This window comes from Desulfotignum balticum DSM 7044, assembly GCF_000421285.1.
GTDB classification, from domain to species: Bacteria; Desulfobacterota; Desulfobacteria; order Desulfobacterales; family Desulfobacteraceae; genus Desulfotignum; species Desulfotignum balticum.
Window position 1 is genome coordinate 1,499,151 of the sequence record NZ_ATWO01000001.1, and the last position, 18,428, is coordinate 1,517,578.

The following is an 18,428-nucleotide window of genomic DNA, read 5'->3' on the forward strand; positions in this document are numbered from 1 at the left end:
TGTACAGGCTCCCGGCAACCTCAGAGAATGACAGAGCCTGCCCCTTTTCCTTCGGGTAACACCCAGCAGGCTTCAACATCAATGCCTCAACATGAGAGCATTACATCCAAGGCTGACCATTATGCATCATCTTACAACCAGGCGATGCAGGACAAGGAGGATTTTCGAATTGCCGCATCCAACAATGATTATCAGCGGTCCCAGGACCTCATCCGGTCATACAACCACCATATGAATGCTTCCAAAGAAAGTTATACTGTTCTGCATGAGATTGCTGAAAATCAGGGGACCGGTGATATCACCCTTTTTTTTCCGACCAATTCTTCTGTGATTTCTGAAAACGATTTGCAGTATACCCGCCTGATTCGGTATCTGGATTTTCTGGAACGAAACAACCGGGGCAGAAAACTGGTGTTTGTGATTATGGGGAGTGCATCATCCACTGGTGAGGAAAATCATAACCTGGTTCTGTCCAAAGCCAGGGCAGAGGCGCCAATCCCGATTATTGATCATTATCTGATCAATGTGCCTCATTCCTTTCATAAAGTCTATGGGACCGGAGAAGCAAACAGCCCCAAAAATGTGCCGGAAGAAATCAATAAACGGTATCAGTTTGTCCGGATCATGGCCCTTTATGACAATATTCACCCCCAAAGCACCGGAACAATGGATTCAGGTACATTCGGAATGATGGGGCAGTCCGGCCAGCCTTTGGGACAGCCCGGAGAATACATCAATTCTGTTGGCATGAAATTTATCCGTGTTCCTGCCGGCTCTTTTATGATGGGAAGCCCGGACACTGAAATTCGGCGGGACAGAAATGAAATTCTGCATGAAGTCACCATAACCCAGCCGTATTATTTGCAATCTACTGAAGTGACTCAGCAGCAGTGGTTCGATGTCATGGGAGAATACCCGTCCCATTTTCACAACTGCGGGATGGACTGCCCGGTGGAAAATGTCCGCTATTCCGATGTCATGGAATTTTTGAGCCGGCTCAATGAAATGGAAAATACCATTCACTACCGGTTGCCAACTGAAGCGGAATGGGAATATGCGGCCCGGGCCGGAACTACCTCTGCATTCTTCAACGGTCCCATGGTTGTGGAAGGAGATTACAGCACCAACCCATACCTGGATTCTGTGGGATGGTATTTTAGAAATTCCGGACAGGCACCACACCCGGCCGCCTTGAAAAGCCCTAACCCATGGGGGTTTTATGATATGCACGGCAATGTTTGGGAATGGTGCAGTGACTGGCAGAAACCGTATCCTTTTTATGCGGATATCGATCCCCAGGGGGCAAAATTCGGGAAAGCTAAGATTCGAAGGGGGGGGAGCTGGGCTGATTATCCAGAATACTGCCGGTCTGCATACAGGTCCTGGTTTGATCCGGAAGATGCTTCCCCGCACATAGGATTCCGGGTTGCCATTACCAAACTGGAACGGATAGTGACACCGTTAATCATGCCGGCTATAGCTGAAACCCCGCCCCCCCAGCCGCCACCACCGGCCCCGGCACCTAAACCCAAAGCAAAGCCCAGGCCGAAACCGGATCCGGAACCTATCCCCATGCCGGGTCCTGCGGATATTACACAATGTATTGTGATCCGGGATATCACCTTTGATCTGGATTCAAGCCGGATCAAAAAAGAGATGGTTCACCTGCTGGAAAGAGGGGTTGAAATTCTGCTACAGTCTGAAGGTGCCATCGAGCTCCACGGCCATACCTGTTCCCTGGGTTCAAGAGCCTATAACAAGGGGCTGGGTTTGAGGCGGGCCGAATCGGTCAGGCAGTTTCTGATATCCCGGGGCATTAAAGAATCCCGGATTTCAGTGAAATCATTTGGTGAGGAATCACCCAAATATACAAATATGACCGATGCCGGCCGATCCCTTAATCGGCGGGTGGAAATCATAGTCCACGGGTTTGACGTATGCGAATGATCAAGTCAGTCTCTTTTTTTTGGATGGCCTGGATCATTCTGTTGGCAGGGGTGTTGACTTTTCCCTGCCAGGCAGATGATCTGAGCAGGGTCGATCAGCAGTTTGATCAGTTTGTTCAAAACTGGGTGAAAAAACTGCAAACCGCTTATCTGTATACCCGCGAAACGCCTGAAGTGATTGAAAAAGAGGGCCAGTATGTTGCCAGGTATTTTTATCTGGACCCAGGCTCCATGAAAACCGATGTCAAACCAGTCTCTGGTGAGTCAAATGTCTATACCGGTGTGCTGGAATACAAAGAAATTCTTTTCCAATCCACCGGGCAGACACCCCATCTGGCTGAAACAGGCGCGTATGCACCGAAATGTGTCAGGCAGATGATTGAAATCTTTTTATACGATAAAGGGTCATGGGTCAGATAAACACTTTGCCAAGGACCATAGAGATTCGAACCTGTATTATTGTCTGTCTATCCTTGATAATAATACAGTTGGTTGGCCTGTATCTGTTTTTCAAGATGAACCGGCCTGTGCAGACTGTCATGCAGCCGCCTGTTCACAAGCCAGTCGTGACACCTCAGAATGCCGGTGACGACACGTCTTTTCACACGCCGTTTGTGATACCGGTTGAAAATGGTGTCTGGCGGACAGTCGATCCCGGAGGCTCCGGCGGGACCCTGTCCCATGTCATGCACCCGGTAAATGGGACCATACTGGTTTTCTCAGATATGTCACGAAGTCTGCTGCGAAGTCAGGATGGTACCAGAACCTATGAGGCGATCGCGCCGGAAGGCCATCCGACCCTCACCCCCATCGTGCCTCACCCGGCCAAAGCAGGGGTCTGGTATGCCGGTTATTCCCTGGATGATGAGCAGGGCCTTGCGCAATCTGTTGATGATGGTGAAACCTGGTCATTGATCAACCCTGATCCAGGTGCAGTCGGGTCAAATGCCTTTGGCCTGGTCATCGATACCCGGCCTGAAACCATTGTCTGGGATTTTGGATCAAAAGGTCTGATGGTCAGCCGGGATCAGGGCAAAACATTTGCTGATTTCAATCAAGGTCTTTCTTTGGAAAATCTGTATGGTCAATATCAGGAAACAAGCGGAAAAATCCCAATTGCTGCAATAGAACGCAATAGTGGAGTGATGGTTTACCTGGCCTGTAAAAACGGGATTTTCAAAAGAAATCTGGCCGGCAGTCAATGGGAAGCAATAGCACCCCTTCCAGCAAAAAAAGCTGTTTCTCTGGCTTATGACAGTGAAAAAGACTGGATCTGGGCGGGTTTTGAGAATGGTGAGATCTATGTCAAGGACATGATGGCAGGAAAATGGGAAAAAGCGGCTTCAGGGCCGCCTGATGCAACCATTATGCGGACTCACCCCCTGCGGCCCGGATGGGTCTGGTGTTTTTCTCATGGCAGGGCCGGGTTGTTTGTAAGCAAAGACAAGGGAAAAACCTGGGAAAACCTGACCCGTTTTCTGCTGTTTGACAGCCCTGATTACAGAGGAAATGTTCCGGCTTCTTTCAGAGACCGGAACAAAGTGATCCGGGATTTTTTTTCCATCGATCCCGAAAATCCGGATACGCTTTATTTGGGGCAGATTTATGTGAGTTATGATGGGGGGGGCACCTGGGAATTCGGGGCCACTGAATACCTGCCAGAACAACAGGCATGGCATGGAAACGGTTTGACACTTCTGACCAGTTATAAAGCATGGTGGGACCAGTTGAATCCCAACCGGGTCTATCTGGGGTTTTCAGATACCGGTCTGATGAGAAGTGATGACCGGGGATATTCTGTTCAGGCATTGTGGAAGGAAAAATATCCAGACATCTATCCTCTGGCATACTGGAAAAATCAGATGCTGGATACCAGTGGCAGCTGCATGGCCTTTGCCGTTGATCCCCAATTTCCGCAAACCATGTATTACGGCATGTCAAACAAAGGAAACAGTCCCAACACCTCCGGCATGCTGTTCAGGTCCATGCATGGCGATTCCTTCTGGAAGCCGGTCATACCAAATAAAACCACCCTTCCCAACGGTATTATCACGGATCTGATACTTCAGCCCGGCAATGGATTCACAGATCGGAAACTGTATGCCCTTGTAAATTACAGAACAACAGATAATAGCTCGGAAACCGGGATTTTTCTTTCCACAGATAATGGAGAATCCTTCAAACGGCTGGCCGGATCCGATGATTCTGTCCTGACATTTCCCTTACTGGACCTGGGCTATTGCAAAGACCATCCAGATGTCATGTACATGGTATCTTCCACCCGGGGGGGTAAACGGCCCGCAAAGCGGATACGCAAAACCTATGATCATACCGGCGGGGTGTTCAAATCCCTGGATGCCGGGCGTACCTGGATCAAAACAGGCGGAGAAGACCTGGCAGGTGCTGTGGAGGTGGCCGTTCATCCAAATGATCCGGATATTGCCTATGCAGCGGTGGTTCCCGGAAAGGGAGACATGAAACTTGAATCAGCGGCCGGGATTCATAAAACAATGGATGGCGGCAACACCTGGAAAATGGTTTTATCCGCACACGAATGGCTGCCTGAGAAAAGGAAAAGTGAAAACGCAGAACCAGTTTCCATTGCCGTCAATCCGGAACTGCCGGATATCATATATGCTGTTATCAAATATGCCGGCGTGCTGAGAAGCACGAATGCCGGCGCTACCTGGGAGCGGGTGGACTGGGAAAACCTGAAAAAATTTCAGGGCAATTATCATACCCTTACCATCAATCCCCATGATCCGGCCGAGTTTTATCTATCTCTTTTTGGCAATTCATTTCTGGCGTATCGTGATCCTGTTGCAGATGCCATGCTGACACAATCTTCTATGGGAAAAAATCTGATCCGGAACGGAGACTTTGAACGGACTGACAAATCAGGAAAACCGGTTCACTGGATCTGGAATAATCTGAATCATCCTGATCCTGAAGGAACACCGATTCTTTCCATCGAGAATTCTCCTGAAAGGACCGGGAGATCACTTCATGTAAGAATGGGAGAAGGGAAATACGTAAACAAAAGCTTTACAGGCAAAAATGCGCTCCCTATCACCTGGCTGGAAAATCAGATAAGTCCCTACAGGGTAACGCTGGCCCGGGGCAAACAGATAAAACTTAGATATGAAATTTATGCTGCTAAGGCTAAATTCAGGGATTTGCCGGTTCTGAGCCTTTTGGAAATCAAAAAAACCGGAAGTGAGGTCAAAGCAGAACTTCCGGCTGTTATGGGATACAGTGCCACCCCTTACAGGCGTTTTAGAATAGATCCCGGACAAAATAAAGCGGGAAAATGGGTTTTGGTTGAATCATCTGCCCATATATCTGAAGACGTAAATAGCATTAAGTTGGTTCTTTTTACGTCTCAGGAAAATGAAATAACCGACTTCTTTATCGACGATATAGTACTTGAAACAAGATAACCAATCCCTTTATCCAAAATCATCAGTTCGTTACGAAAGATAGTCGTTTTTGGCATTTCAGATTTTTAATACAGCCTTGATAAGGCTGTTAATGTTTTTTAAAAATAATATGATTGATTTTGGCAAGTTATTTTTGGATAAGGTTGCCAGAGCTTTTGTCTCTTTTCTTAAAAATCTGCTAATTTTGTAGTGTATTTTAGAAGATAAGGATAAAGAATTGTAATAATTTGTTCCTCGTGAAGAATAAATAATATCGGGCAGGATCAATGAGTGAAAGTTTTGAGTTTTTCTATTGAGCATAAGAGATTGTTGACGTGACACTAAGGAAGGGCTTTCAAGGAGATTCTTGTAGACATCAAGATAATGGTCAGTAATAATGCCTTCAGACCAATAGTTGTCTATCCATTTTCGTGCTTCCCGTCCTATTTCTAAAGCTATATCTTGATTCTCTAATAGATGATTTAATACCTTATAAGAATCCTCCAGCCGAACATTAATAAATGGAATTGTAGATGTTCCTGTTATTTCCCGCAGACAATGAGATACTCTATCATCAAGATATGTCAATACTGCTTTTGCCTGGCACGCAGCTTCTAAACCCGAAACGTGATAGCTTCCGGTAACCATATCATCTAAAACTATCAATGCCCTTTTTTTTTCTATGAGAACCTCACTCAAAGGTCTGCCTGAAATTATTTTTAATTTAATTTTTTTCTTTTGTTTAATCTTTTCCATGATTTTTATAGTTTCAGGTGCTCCCTTAGTGTTCCATCTGTCCTCCCATCCGCCAATTTTTTTGGTCGGACTGAATAGTATTTCATAGATGTTTTCTTCGTTCCCAGGCATATACAATGTGTCGTTTGAAGGAACTGCATTTGGTATTACTCGGGCTTTTGGAAAAAATCTTTCAACATACTGAGCTATAACAATCGTTGGAATATCGTATGATAAAATGGTTTTAATATCTGTTTTGCCGTTATGAGCTATGATTTTCGGCTCGCTTCGAAATTGACAAATAAAACTTACCCCTTTCTTTTTTAACATCTTGAAATCGATTTTCTTAAAGAATCTGGAATTTTGATCGTAATAATTGTGAAAATGAATAATGTCTGCGTTATATGCAATTTCTTGTGCTCTTTCCATTTCTTCATCATATATAATATCATTAGGATATCGTCCCCATCGATGCAGATCAATTAGATTGACCTCAAGATTCTTATTGTTTTTAAGCAATGAAACAAGTCTGTATGGCCCGCCGGCAAGAGGTGTGATTGAAAAATGAACGATTTTCATGTTGTGCATACCTTAAAATTTACTGAGGTTGATTTTTTTTGCAAAATTTTATAGTACCTCATATTTGACTATTATACGAATTTTGTCCATATTACCAAGTGCTATCATAAAAAGTGATATTGTAGTATTCAATCAATGACTTGAAAGCTTCATCGTTTCCAGATCCAGACACATTATCACGAACGAGTTTTGTTTTATTCTTCATCCTTACAGAAATAAAAAATCTTGGATAAACGCCTCCTATACAAACAACTTTTGTATGATTAAGTAACGCCATAACTTTTAACCAAAGGTCATCAGTCTTTAATGTCATTTTTTTTATCAGTTCAACCGAAAATACCTGATTATTAAGGGAATTAGGGGGATACAAAACACCGCCAACGCCAAGTGGGATTAGTTTTTTCATTGGTGCAGTATTCACTCGGACATTTTCCCATGATTTATATGGCAATGCTTTTCCTTGTTTCAATTTGATAGCCCTGGCTCTAAAGCAAAGCACATGGTTTTGATACAAAGAATTGTTACTTAATAATTTTTTGACAAAATCAGGGGGATAAAAAACATCGTCGTCAATTGTAATGATGGTGGCATCAAGGTAGTTTTTTAACGTGTAGTAGTATTTTTTGTGAGGCTTCAGGTTTTGTTCACAAAATTGAATCTGTAAACCGCGTTGTTCTAATTCTAATAGTTTTTTTGGTAGATTGCTTTTGTTTTTGAACTCACCTTTATATAACCACAAAATGAGAGCATCGGGTTTGTGTTCTTGTCTTAAAATTGATTCAATTGCAAGCCATACTTCATTTATTCTTGCAGGAAAAGTTGTCATCGATACAATAACATTTGGATCAGTTGTAGTAATAGAATTTTTTAGTCTGCATATTTTATATCTCGAAGTTATCGAAAAATATAATGGAACAATGATTTTAAAAATTTTCGAAAACCATTTTTCAAAAATTTTATCTACCTTGTTGTTTTCAAAATGAAAAAAATAAATAAAATAAAGTAATTTGTACATTTGTATTCAGGGTGTTATTGGGGTCAAAATTCTGATAATCGATACATAGGGATAATTTTTTCTGATGAACCAGCATCCTTTATCCTTCCTTTTTCCAGCCAGTAAATACGGTCACAATCTTCTACAGTTGTCAGTCTATGTGCAATGATTATTAACGTTTTTTCTTCTTTCAAGCTATATATGGTTTTTTTGATTTCAGCCTCGCTTTTCGTGTCCAGCGAGCTAGTGGCCTCATCAAAAATCATTATGGAAGGAGAATAATACAGTGCTCTGGCAATGGCAACACGCTGCCGTTGTCCACCTGAAAGGCGGATACCACGTTCACCAATCTCAGTGTCAATACCATTTGGCAGGTCCTTCAAAAACTCGTCCATATAAGCCATGGTGCAGCAATTTTTTATTTTATTTCGATCGATGGTTGCAGGATGAGCACCAAAAGCGACATTTTCTGCCAATGTGCCATCGTAGATATAGGGAAATTGAGACACATATCCAATTTTTTCCCGCCATTTTTTTGTGTTTGTCGGGTCCAGTTCCAGTTCATCAATGAATATTTTGCCTTTGGAAGGTATTAAAAGGCCGGTGATCAAATCCACCAAAGTACTCTTACCCGCACCGGATGGTCCGATAATTCCAATGGTCTCTCCTTTTTTTACCCGAATATGAATCGAACTCAGTATATTGAATTCACTTTTGGGATATCGAAAGTCGATTTGATCCATGACCAATTCGCTGTTGAATACTAAATCTCCGGTTGCACTGGATTCTGTGTCGGGCGCATTTTGTTTGATTTCATCAAAATAAAATAAAACGGTTGAAATGAAAGGAAGAGAGTATCTAATTTCAGCACTGCCCTTTAAAATTCGTTCCATGGCAGGAAGACATTTCCATGCAGCAACGGCCAGCAATGCAATGGTGCCGGCTACATTCACCGGAGACGCATTTAAAACAAACATCATCAGGCAGATGGTGGTTGTCAGCATAATAAAGCCGACAGTTTCGAGAATTACAGAAGGTGAAAGTTCAAAGAATTTATAAATACCGAAAAGTCTGGCAAATTTTAACAGATTCGTTTGGGATTCATCCACGAAGAATGACTCTCGGCCAAAAATTTTCACATCTTTAATCCCATGTATTGCTTTTGTACAGTCTTTATTGATTTTTTGTTCATATTGCTGGCAACGCTTTGCAATTCTATCAATAACAGCTCGGATGTTTCTGAAAATAAGATATCCTGTCACACCTAAAACAAACAATACCAGCAAAGAGACCAAAGGCTGCAGCAAAAGAAGACCTGCCAGCATGAAAAATATCAAAATAAAATCGCTGGACAGTTTTAACACGGAATTGATAAACTTGCGGCCTATCTGTTTTCTGATCTCGATGGCATAAACAAGGTCGGCAGAATTCTGGTTGATATACCAGTGATAAGGCATCTTGAGAAATCCGCTGATGAGTGATTTGCCTAAAAATGCTTCAACGGTAGCGTGATAACGTCCCATCAGAAATGTCAGGTATGCTTTGAACAAATTTTTTATAAAAACGACGACAACAATAATGATGCTGAAACCAATGATAAAGCCTTTAATTGTGGATAAGAATTCAAGCCCCAGGCTGTTTCTAAGGAATAATACATATGTTGAATTGATAATTTGATCCGGTTTTGACAAGGCGGCAGCAAAAAAAGCGAGCAAACCCATGGTCGCTGTTTCAAGAATCGCTTTCAATACCATTCCCGATAAAAGAAAACCCAATGCAATTTTCATTTTGCGGGGCAGGATTTTTATTAATTGTTTGGATACATTGATAGCTGTTATGTTTTCAATTTGCATTTGAGAAAGCTTTCAAATTTTTTGCATGCGTGATGAAATTATAAAACTTTCAACAATTTTTTTTCAATCAAATCTATGGTTTCATCAAAATGATGCTGAATAAATCTATCATCATATGGCAGCAGGTTCAGGTTTCTGTTTGAACGATTTAAATTAAAAACGGCAGACGTATTTATACCTAATACTGTATCAGGCGTAAACACGTTTGTATGATTCAGTATTTCTATGGGAAATGTCGCCGGCAGAATTGTGATATCTGAAAACAGGGAATGATAATCAACCCTGTCAGATGGGTGAGGTTTCAAGAAAATTGTCTTATGATGCGCTTTCAATTGTTTGATTACAGTATTGAACAACTGTATATGTTGCGTAAGATTTATCCGTCCAAAGTCATAATATGGCTGGGTCAGTAAAAGTACCGATCCTTTGACATTTTTTTCAAAAACTGTCTCAAGGTTGTCAATAAAGAGGCTGACTATATGTTGATTTACTGTTGTCGGCATCTGGTTTAAAAAATGATTCAGGTATAGTAACCTGCCTTTTGATCGAATGTCCTCAGGGAGTTTGTCCGGTTTTTGAACCATGATTTGTGATATTTTCGGGTGCCGGCCGAATCGGGGATAAATATCAATGAGGATCTTAAAATAAGTAAGCAAGCTTTTTTTTATCGGCGCATAGTTATTGTTTCCGTCTTCCATGAGTATTACTGTTTGAGAGCATTTTTTGATGATATATCTGGCCAGATAATGGAAATCGTTAAACAAAAAAATTCGATCGGTCAAAATTTGATTCTCAATGACCATTACTCTTGGAAAGAGGGAAGGGTATTGGTGAGTTAAAAAAAGGTTCAGGCTTAGTTTTTTTAAAACGCCTTTTTTTTCAATATCGCTGTAAAGTTCCTGATCTGTCAAATCAATAATTTTTGTCCAGTAGATAGAATGGAGTTGCTCAAACAATCCTTGCGGTATTTGATTTTTGGTTAGAGACAGGACAATCGTATTTTTCTGACCTTTTCGATATTTGTCCCAGGCTATGGCCAGAGCGACATAAAAGTGAAAATGGGTACAGCAGAGAAATAAATTGGCGTTTGTCATAGGGCTTTATTATAAAATGTTTCAAGCTGATCCAGGGCATACCAGAAACCTTCGCCGCCATTTTTATGGCCTTGCCAGATTTCCGGAATAAAGGAAATGTTTTTTGGAAGCCTGTTCAGCTGTTTAAATAAATCCGGAAAATCGATCTCACCACTGCTGATTTGAAGTCCTTCACCATCATGATCTTTTGCGTCAGCTATGTGAAGATGGGCTGTAAAATCAGCTGTTTTTTCAATGAAGTTGTTCAATGACCATCCATAAAAGTTGCATGCCAATTTGGAATGGGAGATGTCCAAACAAATTTTCATTTTCATTTCTTTACAGAAGTTTTGAATTTCATTCGGATCCACAAAGAGATTGTGGTAACGCTGCCCGCCGAAATGCCAGGGGAATGGCGGCATTGACTGGGGAATGATCTGGGTACCCTTGAGATCCAATTTTTTTAAAGCGTCTTTTATTCGCTCATACATGGGTGACCGGTCTTCTTGAGCCACATGACAGTCAAGGCTGAATCCGCCCATGTTGGTAACAATATAAGGGGATATGGTTTTTGGGAAAAACGGGTTGAGTCTGACTGTCAGATCAATCACTTTTTGAAGTTCTTTGATTGAGTGTGTTCGGTATGTGGGATCATTGGCGCTGAGATCCAGAATGTGATCGTTTCTGAACAGTTCCGGACAGTGAACTATGTAACCGCACTGGTGGGGTTCGTTAAATAGGTTTTCAATATTCACATCCAGATCCCGGTAACTCAGGTGAAATTCAACCAAATCCAGATTGGTTTTTCCGACCAGTTCATGAAAGTCATGAAATCTCAAGGGGATGCCCCAGGGTCGATTGAAATGATACTTTCTGGGTTTTGACGACGGCTTTTGAATATCTGAGGTAAAAAAGAAATCCCCTGGTTTGAAATCGCGGATAGCAGTCAACCCGGCCAGTTGTTTTTTCTTGTAAGGGGCCAATCCTTTTCCGGGGCTCTTGATCGCTATCATCTCTGATTTTATTGTTTCCCCTTTTTTTATTGAGCAGGCAGCCACAAGACTTTTGGCGAGATTCTCACGATTCATCATTTCGCCCTGTGAAAAAAAACGGCCAGTCTGTGGTGTACCCAAAGCCAATTCAGTTTCACGTATGCCTTGTACCATTTGAGAGAATTCTTCGGGAAGAAGACTGACCTTGTGGTCATTACCTTCCATTGTTCTGTCCAGAGTGATATGTTTTTCAACAATTTTTGCGCCCAGGGCAACTGCTGCAATAGGAACGGCTATTCCCCGCTCATGTCCGGAATATCCTATAATGCAATTTCCCAGCTTCTGAAGCCGTTTGATATAATTGAGATTGATATCTTTGAACGGGGCTGGATAAGTAGAGTTGCAATGAAGGAGCGCATGGGGGGTTCCGCTGGTATTCAGAAGAGAAATGCTTTCTATGATTTCATGTTCTTCTGCCATACCAGTAGAACAGATCAATGGTTTGTGTTTGGCGGCGGCTTTTTGTAAAAACTCGTGATTGATTAAATCAGCAGAAGCAATTTTAAAGGCAGGCATGCCATATACGTCAAGTTTTTCAAGGCTTACTTCATCCCAGGGGGTGCAAAGAGGGATGATCTGCCGGCTTTTGCAATAGTCAAATATCCGAAAAAGATCATCATCCGCCAACTGGTTCTTTTTTAAAAGATCTACAGTATATTCGGTCCCCAGATCTTCTTCCTGGTTTGATTTTGATGGTTGTCTGTAGAGAGTCGTCAAATCCCTCATTTGGAATTTGGCACAATCCGCACCCGCCTGAACTGCCATCTCTACAAGCTTTTTTGCCAAATCGAGATTCCCGTTATGGTTATTTCCGATTTCAGCTATGATAAAGCAAGGAGCGTCTTTGTTGATGATGCAGTGATCAATAATGATATCTTTTGTTTCTTTGACGGCTACAGCAACAATGCGTTGGTTGGTGTCTAAAAGAGGGATGAACTGTATCCGTTCACATAATGCGCTTTCAATCATCCCGGGATTTTCAGATATACTGAATGCAGTATATTCAGTATTGGCAATCAACTTGACGGGCTGGTCAAGGTCGATTTTCTCCTGAGAAGTTATCCATCTTCTAAAATCCCCATCAGTCAGTATGCCTTCCAGCGTCCCTGTTTCATCAGTGATAAACACAACCCGTTTTTTGTTTTTACTGATTTTATCCAGAGCATGGATAATGGAGTTTTCTGAAAAAACCAGAAATTTTTTTATGTCTTTATCAATAATCATATGGTGGCTTCCTGTTTGGGCTGTTTGGAAAGAATTATTTGCTCTACGACATAAAGATCAAACAATGAGTCGATTTCCCAGGCAGAATCTTCGTTCATAATGTACAGGTCGATGATGCCGCCGAGTCTGTTGTTTAAATTGTTCAAGACCCATGGTTTGAAAATATAAATCGATCCGTTTTCACTAAATTGTGCCGGTGCTTCCTGTCGGCGCGGACGGTTTTGATGATCAAAATTGATGCCTGTGGCAGTCTCTCCTTTTTTTTCCCAGAGAAATTTGTGGGATGGGGTAACGGACAGCATGGAATCAGCATTGCCGTTCAAAAATTGCCGGATAGCATTGTCAATATCATCTGATTCCCTTATGGGAGACGTGCACTGCAAAAAAATCACCAGATCCGGTGATAGATTGAGTTTGTCGGTCAGATATTCAAGAGCATGTTTTAAAGCGGATTCTGAAGTGGCAGAATCATTGCTGATGCTTTGGGGTCTGTCAATAACTAAAGCGCCATATTCTTCAGCAATTTTTTTAATGCTTGAATCATCTGTTGATACAGCCGTGTGTGTAATGTATTTGGACAACTTTGCATGTATAAGGGTATGTGCAATCAAAGGCATCCCAGCTACTTGTTTGATGTTTTTCTTTGGGATTCCTTTTGATCCTCCTCTTGCCGGTATCAGGCAGATAATGTTTTTCATCCGATGGAGTTGTCCTTGATAATTAAAATCATTGTGATCATTGGTTTAGGCTTTGAACGAAACTGGTTACAATTCGGGCATTTTTTTCGAGCGTATCTTGTGCATCAATATATAGGTTTGGAATGTTATTTTTTTTGATAACATCCTGAACAACATTGAATGCACGTTTCGTTTTTTCATTGTTCGCATGGAAAAAAGATCTGAGAATTTTGTCATCTTTTCTCATGATCATCCTTTGATAGCGCTTTTCATCGTTGAGGATCATTGTTACATATGCATCGGGTTGAGGGATATGTTCAAAATATTTTAGAATAGTTTCTTGGGAGATGACAAATCTGCCTAAGGTGAGTGTCCGCATCCCTAATCCTTCGTCGAAAAGAAAATTTTTTGTGGAGGAGGAAGAATGGTGATCTGCAAAGAAAGTTGCATACATCGCTTTGTTAATAGCATTTATCCCAACAATTTTTTGCACAGGATCGATGTTTTTTGTATTTGAAATTTCTTTAATAAAAAAATCACAGCAAAGGCATAAATCGTTGTCAATTTCATGCACATCAAGCATGGCATATGATTTGATTTTCCTGAGCATCTTTTGTTTTATTTGCCGAATAAAAAAAGATGGATAGTTGAATTGGATGAGTTCGTTTAAACCATAAAGCAGCCTTGAATTCTGTTGAGAAGCATACCAGTCTAAAAGTATATCATCCATTGACATCCATTGTCGGTGAGTGAATCGATTGTTTTTTGAAATGATAAACTTTACGAGAGTTGTTTTTCCAGTGCCCGGTAGTCCAATGAATTCAATTCGCATAATGGATAGTTGATTTTGCTCTAATATGTTTATGAGGGTATCAGAACCCGCCCATTGCTGTCAGGGCGTGGCTAAAAATCGTAACTACGCAATAGATATAGCTCCGCTCTGTCGATTACATTTGACCTGCTGCCTGAAACGCTTATTTCCAGGATTTTTAACGAATATCTGATCCTGTAGGGATTGTAAAGTTTTTTGTAGGTGATTTGAAAATGGTTTTTTATCGATGGTTAAATGTCAATACCTCTGTTGAGGTGGGTTGGTATTTTTTATAAAATAAGGTTTTAAGTTTGAATAAATTTATAAAATAAGCTGATTTTGAAAATTTAAGGGATCATGTGTTAATAAAATTCAATAATTCCTTATAATATTAAAAATATTTCTTGACAATGAATTTGGGATCTGGTTAGGTTTGAATCAGGGAAAAGCGGATAATGGATCGATCCGGTGCCTGAAAACATTTCCCTGCAGATAACCATCACAGCCAACGATATAATCCTTAGGAGGATGCTATGCCGATCAAAGACAATCGCCTTATTCTGGACGGGTACACCTTGACCATTGAAGAACTGATGCAGGCAGGCCATGACCTGTCCATGCAGGTGGAAGTCAAGGAAGACAACTGGCCCAAAATCCGGGACTGCCGCAAGATGGTGGATACCTGGGCCAATGAGGAACGCTGCATTTACGGAGTGAACACCAGCTGCGGCGGGCTGGTGGACCATCTGCTGCCCAAGGAGCGGGACAACGATTTTCAGAAAAACCTGGTGAGAAGCATCACCACCCAGGTGGGAAAGCCGTTTGAAGACGAACTGGTGCGAATTTTCATGATCGCCCGGGCCAACTCCCTGTGCCGGGGATATTCCGGGATCAAGGAGAAAAACCTGAAGATTTACCTGGATATGATCAATAAACAGGTGTTTCCCCTGGTTCCCCGGAAAGGGTCTCTGGGCACCAGCGGGGATTTGGGGCCTTTGGGGTGTATCGCTGCCGTGGGATTCGGTGAATGGAAAGCCCGGTACAAAGGGGAAGTCATGCCCGGCAAGGCAGCCATGGACGCGGCCGGTGTGGAGCTGATGTATCTGAATGCCAAAGAAGGACTGTCTTTGATCAACGGCACCTCCGCCATGGTGGGGCTGGCCTGCACCGTGATCACCGAGGCCACCAATACCTTGAAGAACTCGGACATCATTGCCGCGTTCGCCATTGAAACCCTGATGGGCCGGATCAATCCCTTTGATGTCCGGGTTCATGAGCAAAAATACCATCCGGGCCAGTATGCCACGGCCATGAATTTGACCAAACTGCTCACGGGATCGGAACTGGCCATTGATGAACTGGAACTGTCCCTCAAACTCCAGGCTGTGCTTAAAAAACACGAAGGCATTTCCGTGGCTGATATTCCCGTGGAAGATGCGTATTCCATCCGGTGTACGCCCCAGTTTGTAGGACCCACCAAGGAAGCCGTGAACACGGCCCATGAAGTGCTGCTACGGGAGCTCAACTCCAGTAATGACAACCCGTTGATCTTTACCGAGTTTGATACATTCATTCACAACGGCCATTTCCACGGCCAGCCCATCTCTTTTGCCATGGACTGCTTAGGCATCTCCATGGTCAATTTAGGCGTGGTGTCTGACCGGCGCATCGACCGGTTCATGGATGCGGCCCACAGCACCGGACTGCCGCCTTTCCTGTGCAAGGAAGATACCGGAGTCCGCATGGGGCTGATGGGCGGGCAGTTCATGACCACCTCGCTTGTGGCGGAAAACCGGACCCTGGCCGTGCCGGCTTCCATCCAGTCCATCACCTCGACGGCGGATTTCCAGGATATCGTCAGTTTCGGCCTGATCGCGGGCAGAAAAGCACGAAAAATCGTGGAAAATACCAACCATATTCTGTCTTTTGAACTGCTGTGCGCGGCCCAGGCTGCAGATCTGCGGGGACCGGAAAAACTGAGTCCCGCCGGAAAGATCATGTTTGACGCCGTGCGTGAAACTCTGGCCTATATGGGCAAGGACAAAGTATATATCGACGATATGGAGGAACTCAAAGCCCGGATCGAATCCGGTGAGTTCGTGAAAAGAGTGGAAGATGCCGTGGGAGAACTGCTCATTGTCCATAAAAGAGATTAGGAAATCATAGGGGGAGGAATTATGTCAGCGCATCCTGTTGCAGCGAAAATCGTTGATAAGTACCGGGAAACCTATCCGGCTTCCAGAGAGCGGCACCAGCGCCTGGTCAAGTATATTCCGGGTGGGGCCACAAGAAGCCTGAGCTATTTCAAGCCCTGGCCCATCCACATCGACTATGGCAAAGGGGCCCATGTGTACACCCATGAGGGCCATGAACTGCTGGATGTCACCAATGCCTATGGGGCGCTGGTTCATGGCCACGGGGATCCGGATGTGGTGGCGGCGGTGCAGGCGGGCATTGAGCGGGGTTCCCAGTATTCCACCCCCACGGACGGCCAGTACCGTCTGGCCAGACTGCTGTGCGACCGGGTGCCGGGGTTTAATAAGGTGCGGTTTCTCAACTCCGGCACGGAGGCCACCATGTTTGCCATGCGCACGGCCCGGGCCATTACCGGAAAAGACAAGATCCTGAAGATGACGGGCGGGTTCCACGGGACCCATGACTGTGTGGCGGCTTCCACCAAGAAAAACGTGATCACGGCCGGGATTCCGGCGGGCATGACCGCAGACATGCTGGAGGTGCCGTTCAATGATCCTGTTGCCGCGGAAAAAGCGGTGAAGGACAACGCGTCCGACCTGGCCGCGGTGATCATGGAGCCGTTTCTCGGGGCCGGCGGCGTGGTGCTGCCCGAAGAAGGCCTGCTCAAACGGATCCGGGAAGTGACCCGGGCCCAGGGCGTGCTTTTGATCTTTGACGAGATTTTTTCCTTCCGGGTGGACATCGGCGGTTGCCAGAACCTGTATGGCGTGGTTCCGGATCTCACCACCGTGGGAAAGGTGGTGGGGGGCGGCCTGCCCATCGGGGTCTTGGGAGGCAAGGCTGAATTCATGAACATTTACTGCCATGAAAACACGGAAAAACCGCTGTATCATTCAGGGACCTTCAACGGGTATGAAACCGTGATGCAGGCCGGGTTTGCCGCCATGACCAAGTATGACGAAAAAACCATCGCCGATATCAATGCCAAAGGAGCCCGGTTCCAGAAAGGACTGCTGGCAAGCATTGCCGACAACGGGCTGAACATTCAGTCCAACCAGATCGGATCATTGCTCAATATCCATTTTGTGAACCGGCCCACCATCAGGGCCGCAGATGTCCTGGATTCGGAAGAAGAACTGCACACCCTGATGCATTTGTCGTTGCTTAACAAGGGGATCTTTAATATCCCCCGGGGGTTGTTTATTTTGTCCACGAAAATTACCGATGATGAGATGGATATGCTCGTGGGTAAAATGGATGATACATTGAAAGAACTGTTGCCTTTGATCCAAGAAAAATATACCCATTTGCTTTTATAACTAAATTTTGGAGAAGCAATATGGTATTGGACAGAATTGATAAAAAGATCTTGAACACGCTTCAGGAAAATGGGAAGATAACCAATTCAAAATTGTCAAAAATCGTGGGAATATCCGCCCCTGCCACTTTGGAACGGGTCAAGCGCTTGGAACTGGCAGGGGTGATCACCCATTTTACCGCAGTGGTGAATCCCGAAAAAATCGGGCTTTCCATCATTGCCATGGTGAACATCAGTCTGAATTTGAGCAATTTGTCCTCCGTGGCGGTGATCAAGGAAAAATTCATGGCTTTGGACGAGGTGATTGAATGTTATCAGATTGCCGGGGCCGATGATTTTATTCTTAAAGTGGCGGCCCGGGATATCAAAACCTACGGGGAGTTCATGAACAAAAAACTGACGCAGATAGAAGGCATTCAGATCATTAAATCGTCTTTTATCATTGATAATGTCAAAGTGAAAAAGATGTTTCTGCTGGATATGGAGGAAGAATACAGAGTTTAAAAATCAATGCCAACCATATAAATTATAATAGAGGAAGGAGTCAGTGT

Annotated in this window: 13 protein-coding genes; 6 read left to right on the plus strand and 7 right to left on the minus strand. The window is 43.6% G+C overall.

Going from position 1 to position 18,428, the window contains the following annotated elements; genetic code table 11:
- Positions 1-81: 81 nt before the first annotated feature.
- The 3 genes from K365_RS26400 (at position 82) to K365_RS0107605 (ending at position 5,386) form a co-directional block, all read left to right on the plus strand.
- Positions 82-1,947: an SUMF1/EgtB/PvdO family nonheme iron enzyme gene (locus tag K365_RS26400; protein ID WP_024334103.1), complete on the plus strand. Its 1,866-nt coding sequence runs from the start codon at positions 82-84 to the stop codon at positions 1,945-1,947.
- Positions 1,944-2,366 (plus strand): hypothetical protein, encoded by a 423-nt coding sequence (locus K365_RS0107595; protein ID WP_156887697.1) that lies wholly within the window; start codon positions 1,944-1,946, stop codon positions 2,364-2,366. Before K365_RS26400 ends, K365_RS0107595 begins: the two co-directional genes overlap by 4 nt.
- A gap of 119 nt (positions 2,367-2,485) precedes the next feature.
- Complete coding sequence (locus K365_RS0107605; RefSeq protein ID WP_156887698.1) at positions 2,486-5,386, plus strand: WD40/YVTN/BNR-like repeat-containing protein; 2,901 nt, start codon at positions 2,486-2,488, stop codon at positions 5,384-5,386.
- 57 nt (positions 5,387-5,443) lie between these two features.
- Here the strand turns inward: K365_RS0107605 and K365_RS0107610 are convergent, their stop codons facing one another.
- The 7 genes from K365_RS0107610 to K365_RS0107640 form a co-directional block, all read right to left on the minus strand.
- On the minus strand, positions 5,444-6,679 hold the full coding sequence (locus K365_RS0107610) for a hypothetical protein (protein WP_024334107.1): 1,236 nt from the start codon (positions 6,677-6,679) through the stop codon (positions 5,444-5,446).
- A 91-nt stretch (positions 6,680-6,770) separates the two neighbouring features.
- Positions 6,771-7,694 carry a hypothetical protein gene (locus K365_RS25580; RefSeq protein ID WP_024334108.1) on the minus strand — a complete coding sequence of 308 codons (924 nt, stop codon included), beginning with the start codon at positions 7,692-7,694 and terminating at the stop codon, positions 6,771-6,773.
- A gap of 23 nt (positions 7,695-7,717) precedes the next feature.
- Complete coding sequence (locus K365_RS0107620; RefSeq protein ID WP_024334109.1) at positions 7,718-9,526, minus strand: ABC transporter ATP-binding protein; 1,809 nt, start codon at positions 9,524-9,526, stop codon at positions 7,718-7,720.
- A 38-nt stretch (positions 9,527-9,564) separates the two neighbouring features.
- Positions 9,565-10,620 carry a glycosyltransferase family 52 gene (locus tag K365_RS0107625; RefSeq protein ID WP_024334110.1) on the minus strand — a complete coding sequence of 352 codons (1,056 nt, stop codon included), beginning with the start codon at positions 10,618-10,620 and terminating at the stop codon, positions 9,565-9,567.
- The gene (locus K365_RS0107630) at positions 10,617-12,875 is read right to left on the minus strand and encodes an N-acetylneuraminate synthase family protein (RefSeq protein WP_024334111.1); all 2,259 of its coding nucleotides are present in this window, start codon (positions 12,873-12,875) and stop codon (positions 10,617-10,619) included. The genes K365_RS0107625 and K365_RS0107630 overlap by 4 nt, the downstream gene beginning before the upstream one ends.
- The gene (locus tag K365_RS0107635; protein ID WP_024334112.1) at positions 12,872-13,573 is read right to left on the minus strand and encodes an acylneuraminate cytidylyltransferase family protein; all 702 of its coding nucleotides are present in this window, start codon (positions 13,571-13,573) and stop codon (positions 12,872-12,874) included. Before K365_RS0107635 ends, K365_RS0107630 begins: the two co-directional genes overlap by 4 nt.
- A 37-nt stretch (positions 13,574-13,610) precedes the next feature.
- Positions 13,611-14,282, minus strand: coding sequence for a hypothetical protein (locus K365_RS0107640; protein WP_024334113.1), 672 nt, complete (start codon positions 14,280-14,282; stop codon positions 13,611-13,613).
- Between the two features lie 614 nt (positions 14,283-14,896).
- On the opposite strand from K365_RS0107640, the gene K365_RS0107645 reads away from it, so the two are divergent.
- The 3 genes from K365_RS0107645 to K365_RS0107655 are packed head-to-tail and all read left to right on the plus strand — an operon-like array spanning position 14,897 to position 18,381.
- On the plus strand, positions 14,897-16,519 hold the full coding sequence (locus tag K365_RS0107645) for an aromatic amino acid lyase (protein WP_006965746.1): 1,623 nt from the start codon (positions 14,897-14,899) through the stop codon (positions 16,517-16,519).
- 21 nt (positions 16,520-16,540) lie between these two features.
- Positions 16,541-17,878: an aspartate aminotransferase family protein gene (locus K365_RS0107650; RefSeq protein ID WP_024334114.1), complete on the plus strand. Its 1,338-nt coding sequence runs from the start codon at positions 16,541-16,543 to the stop codon at positions 17,876-17,878.
- A gap of 20 nt (positions 17,879-17,898) precedes the next feature.
- On the plus strand, positions 17,899-18,381 hold the full coding sequence (locus tag K365_RS0107655) for an Lrp/AsnC family transcriptional regulator (RefSeq protein WP_006965743.1): 483 nt from the start codon (positions 17,899-17,901) through the stop codon (positions 18,379-18,381).
- Positions 18,382-18,428 lie beyond the last annotated feature (47 nt).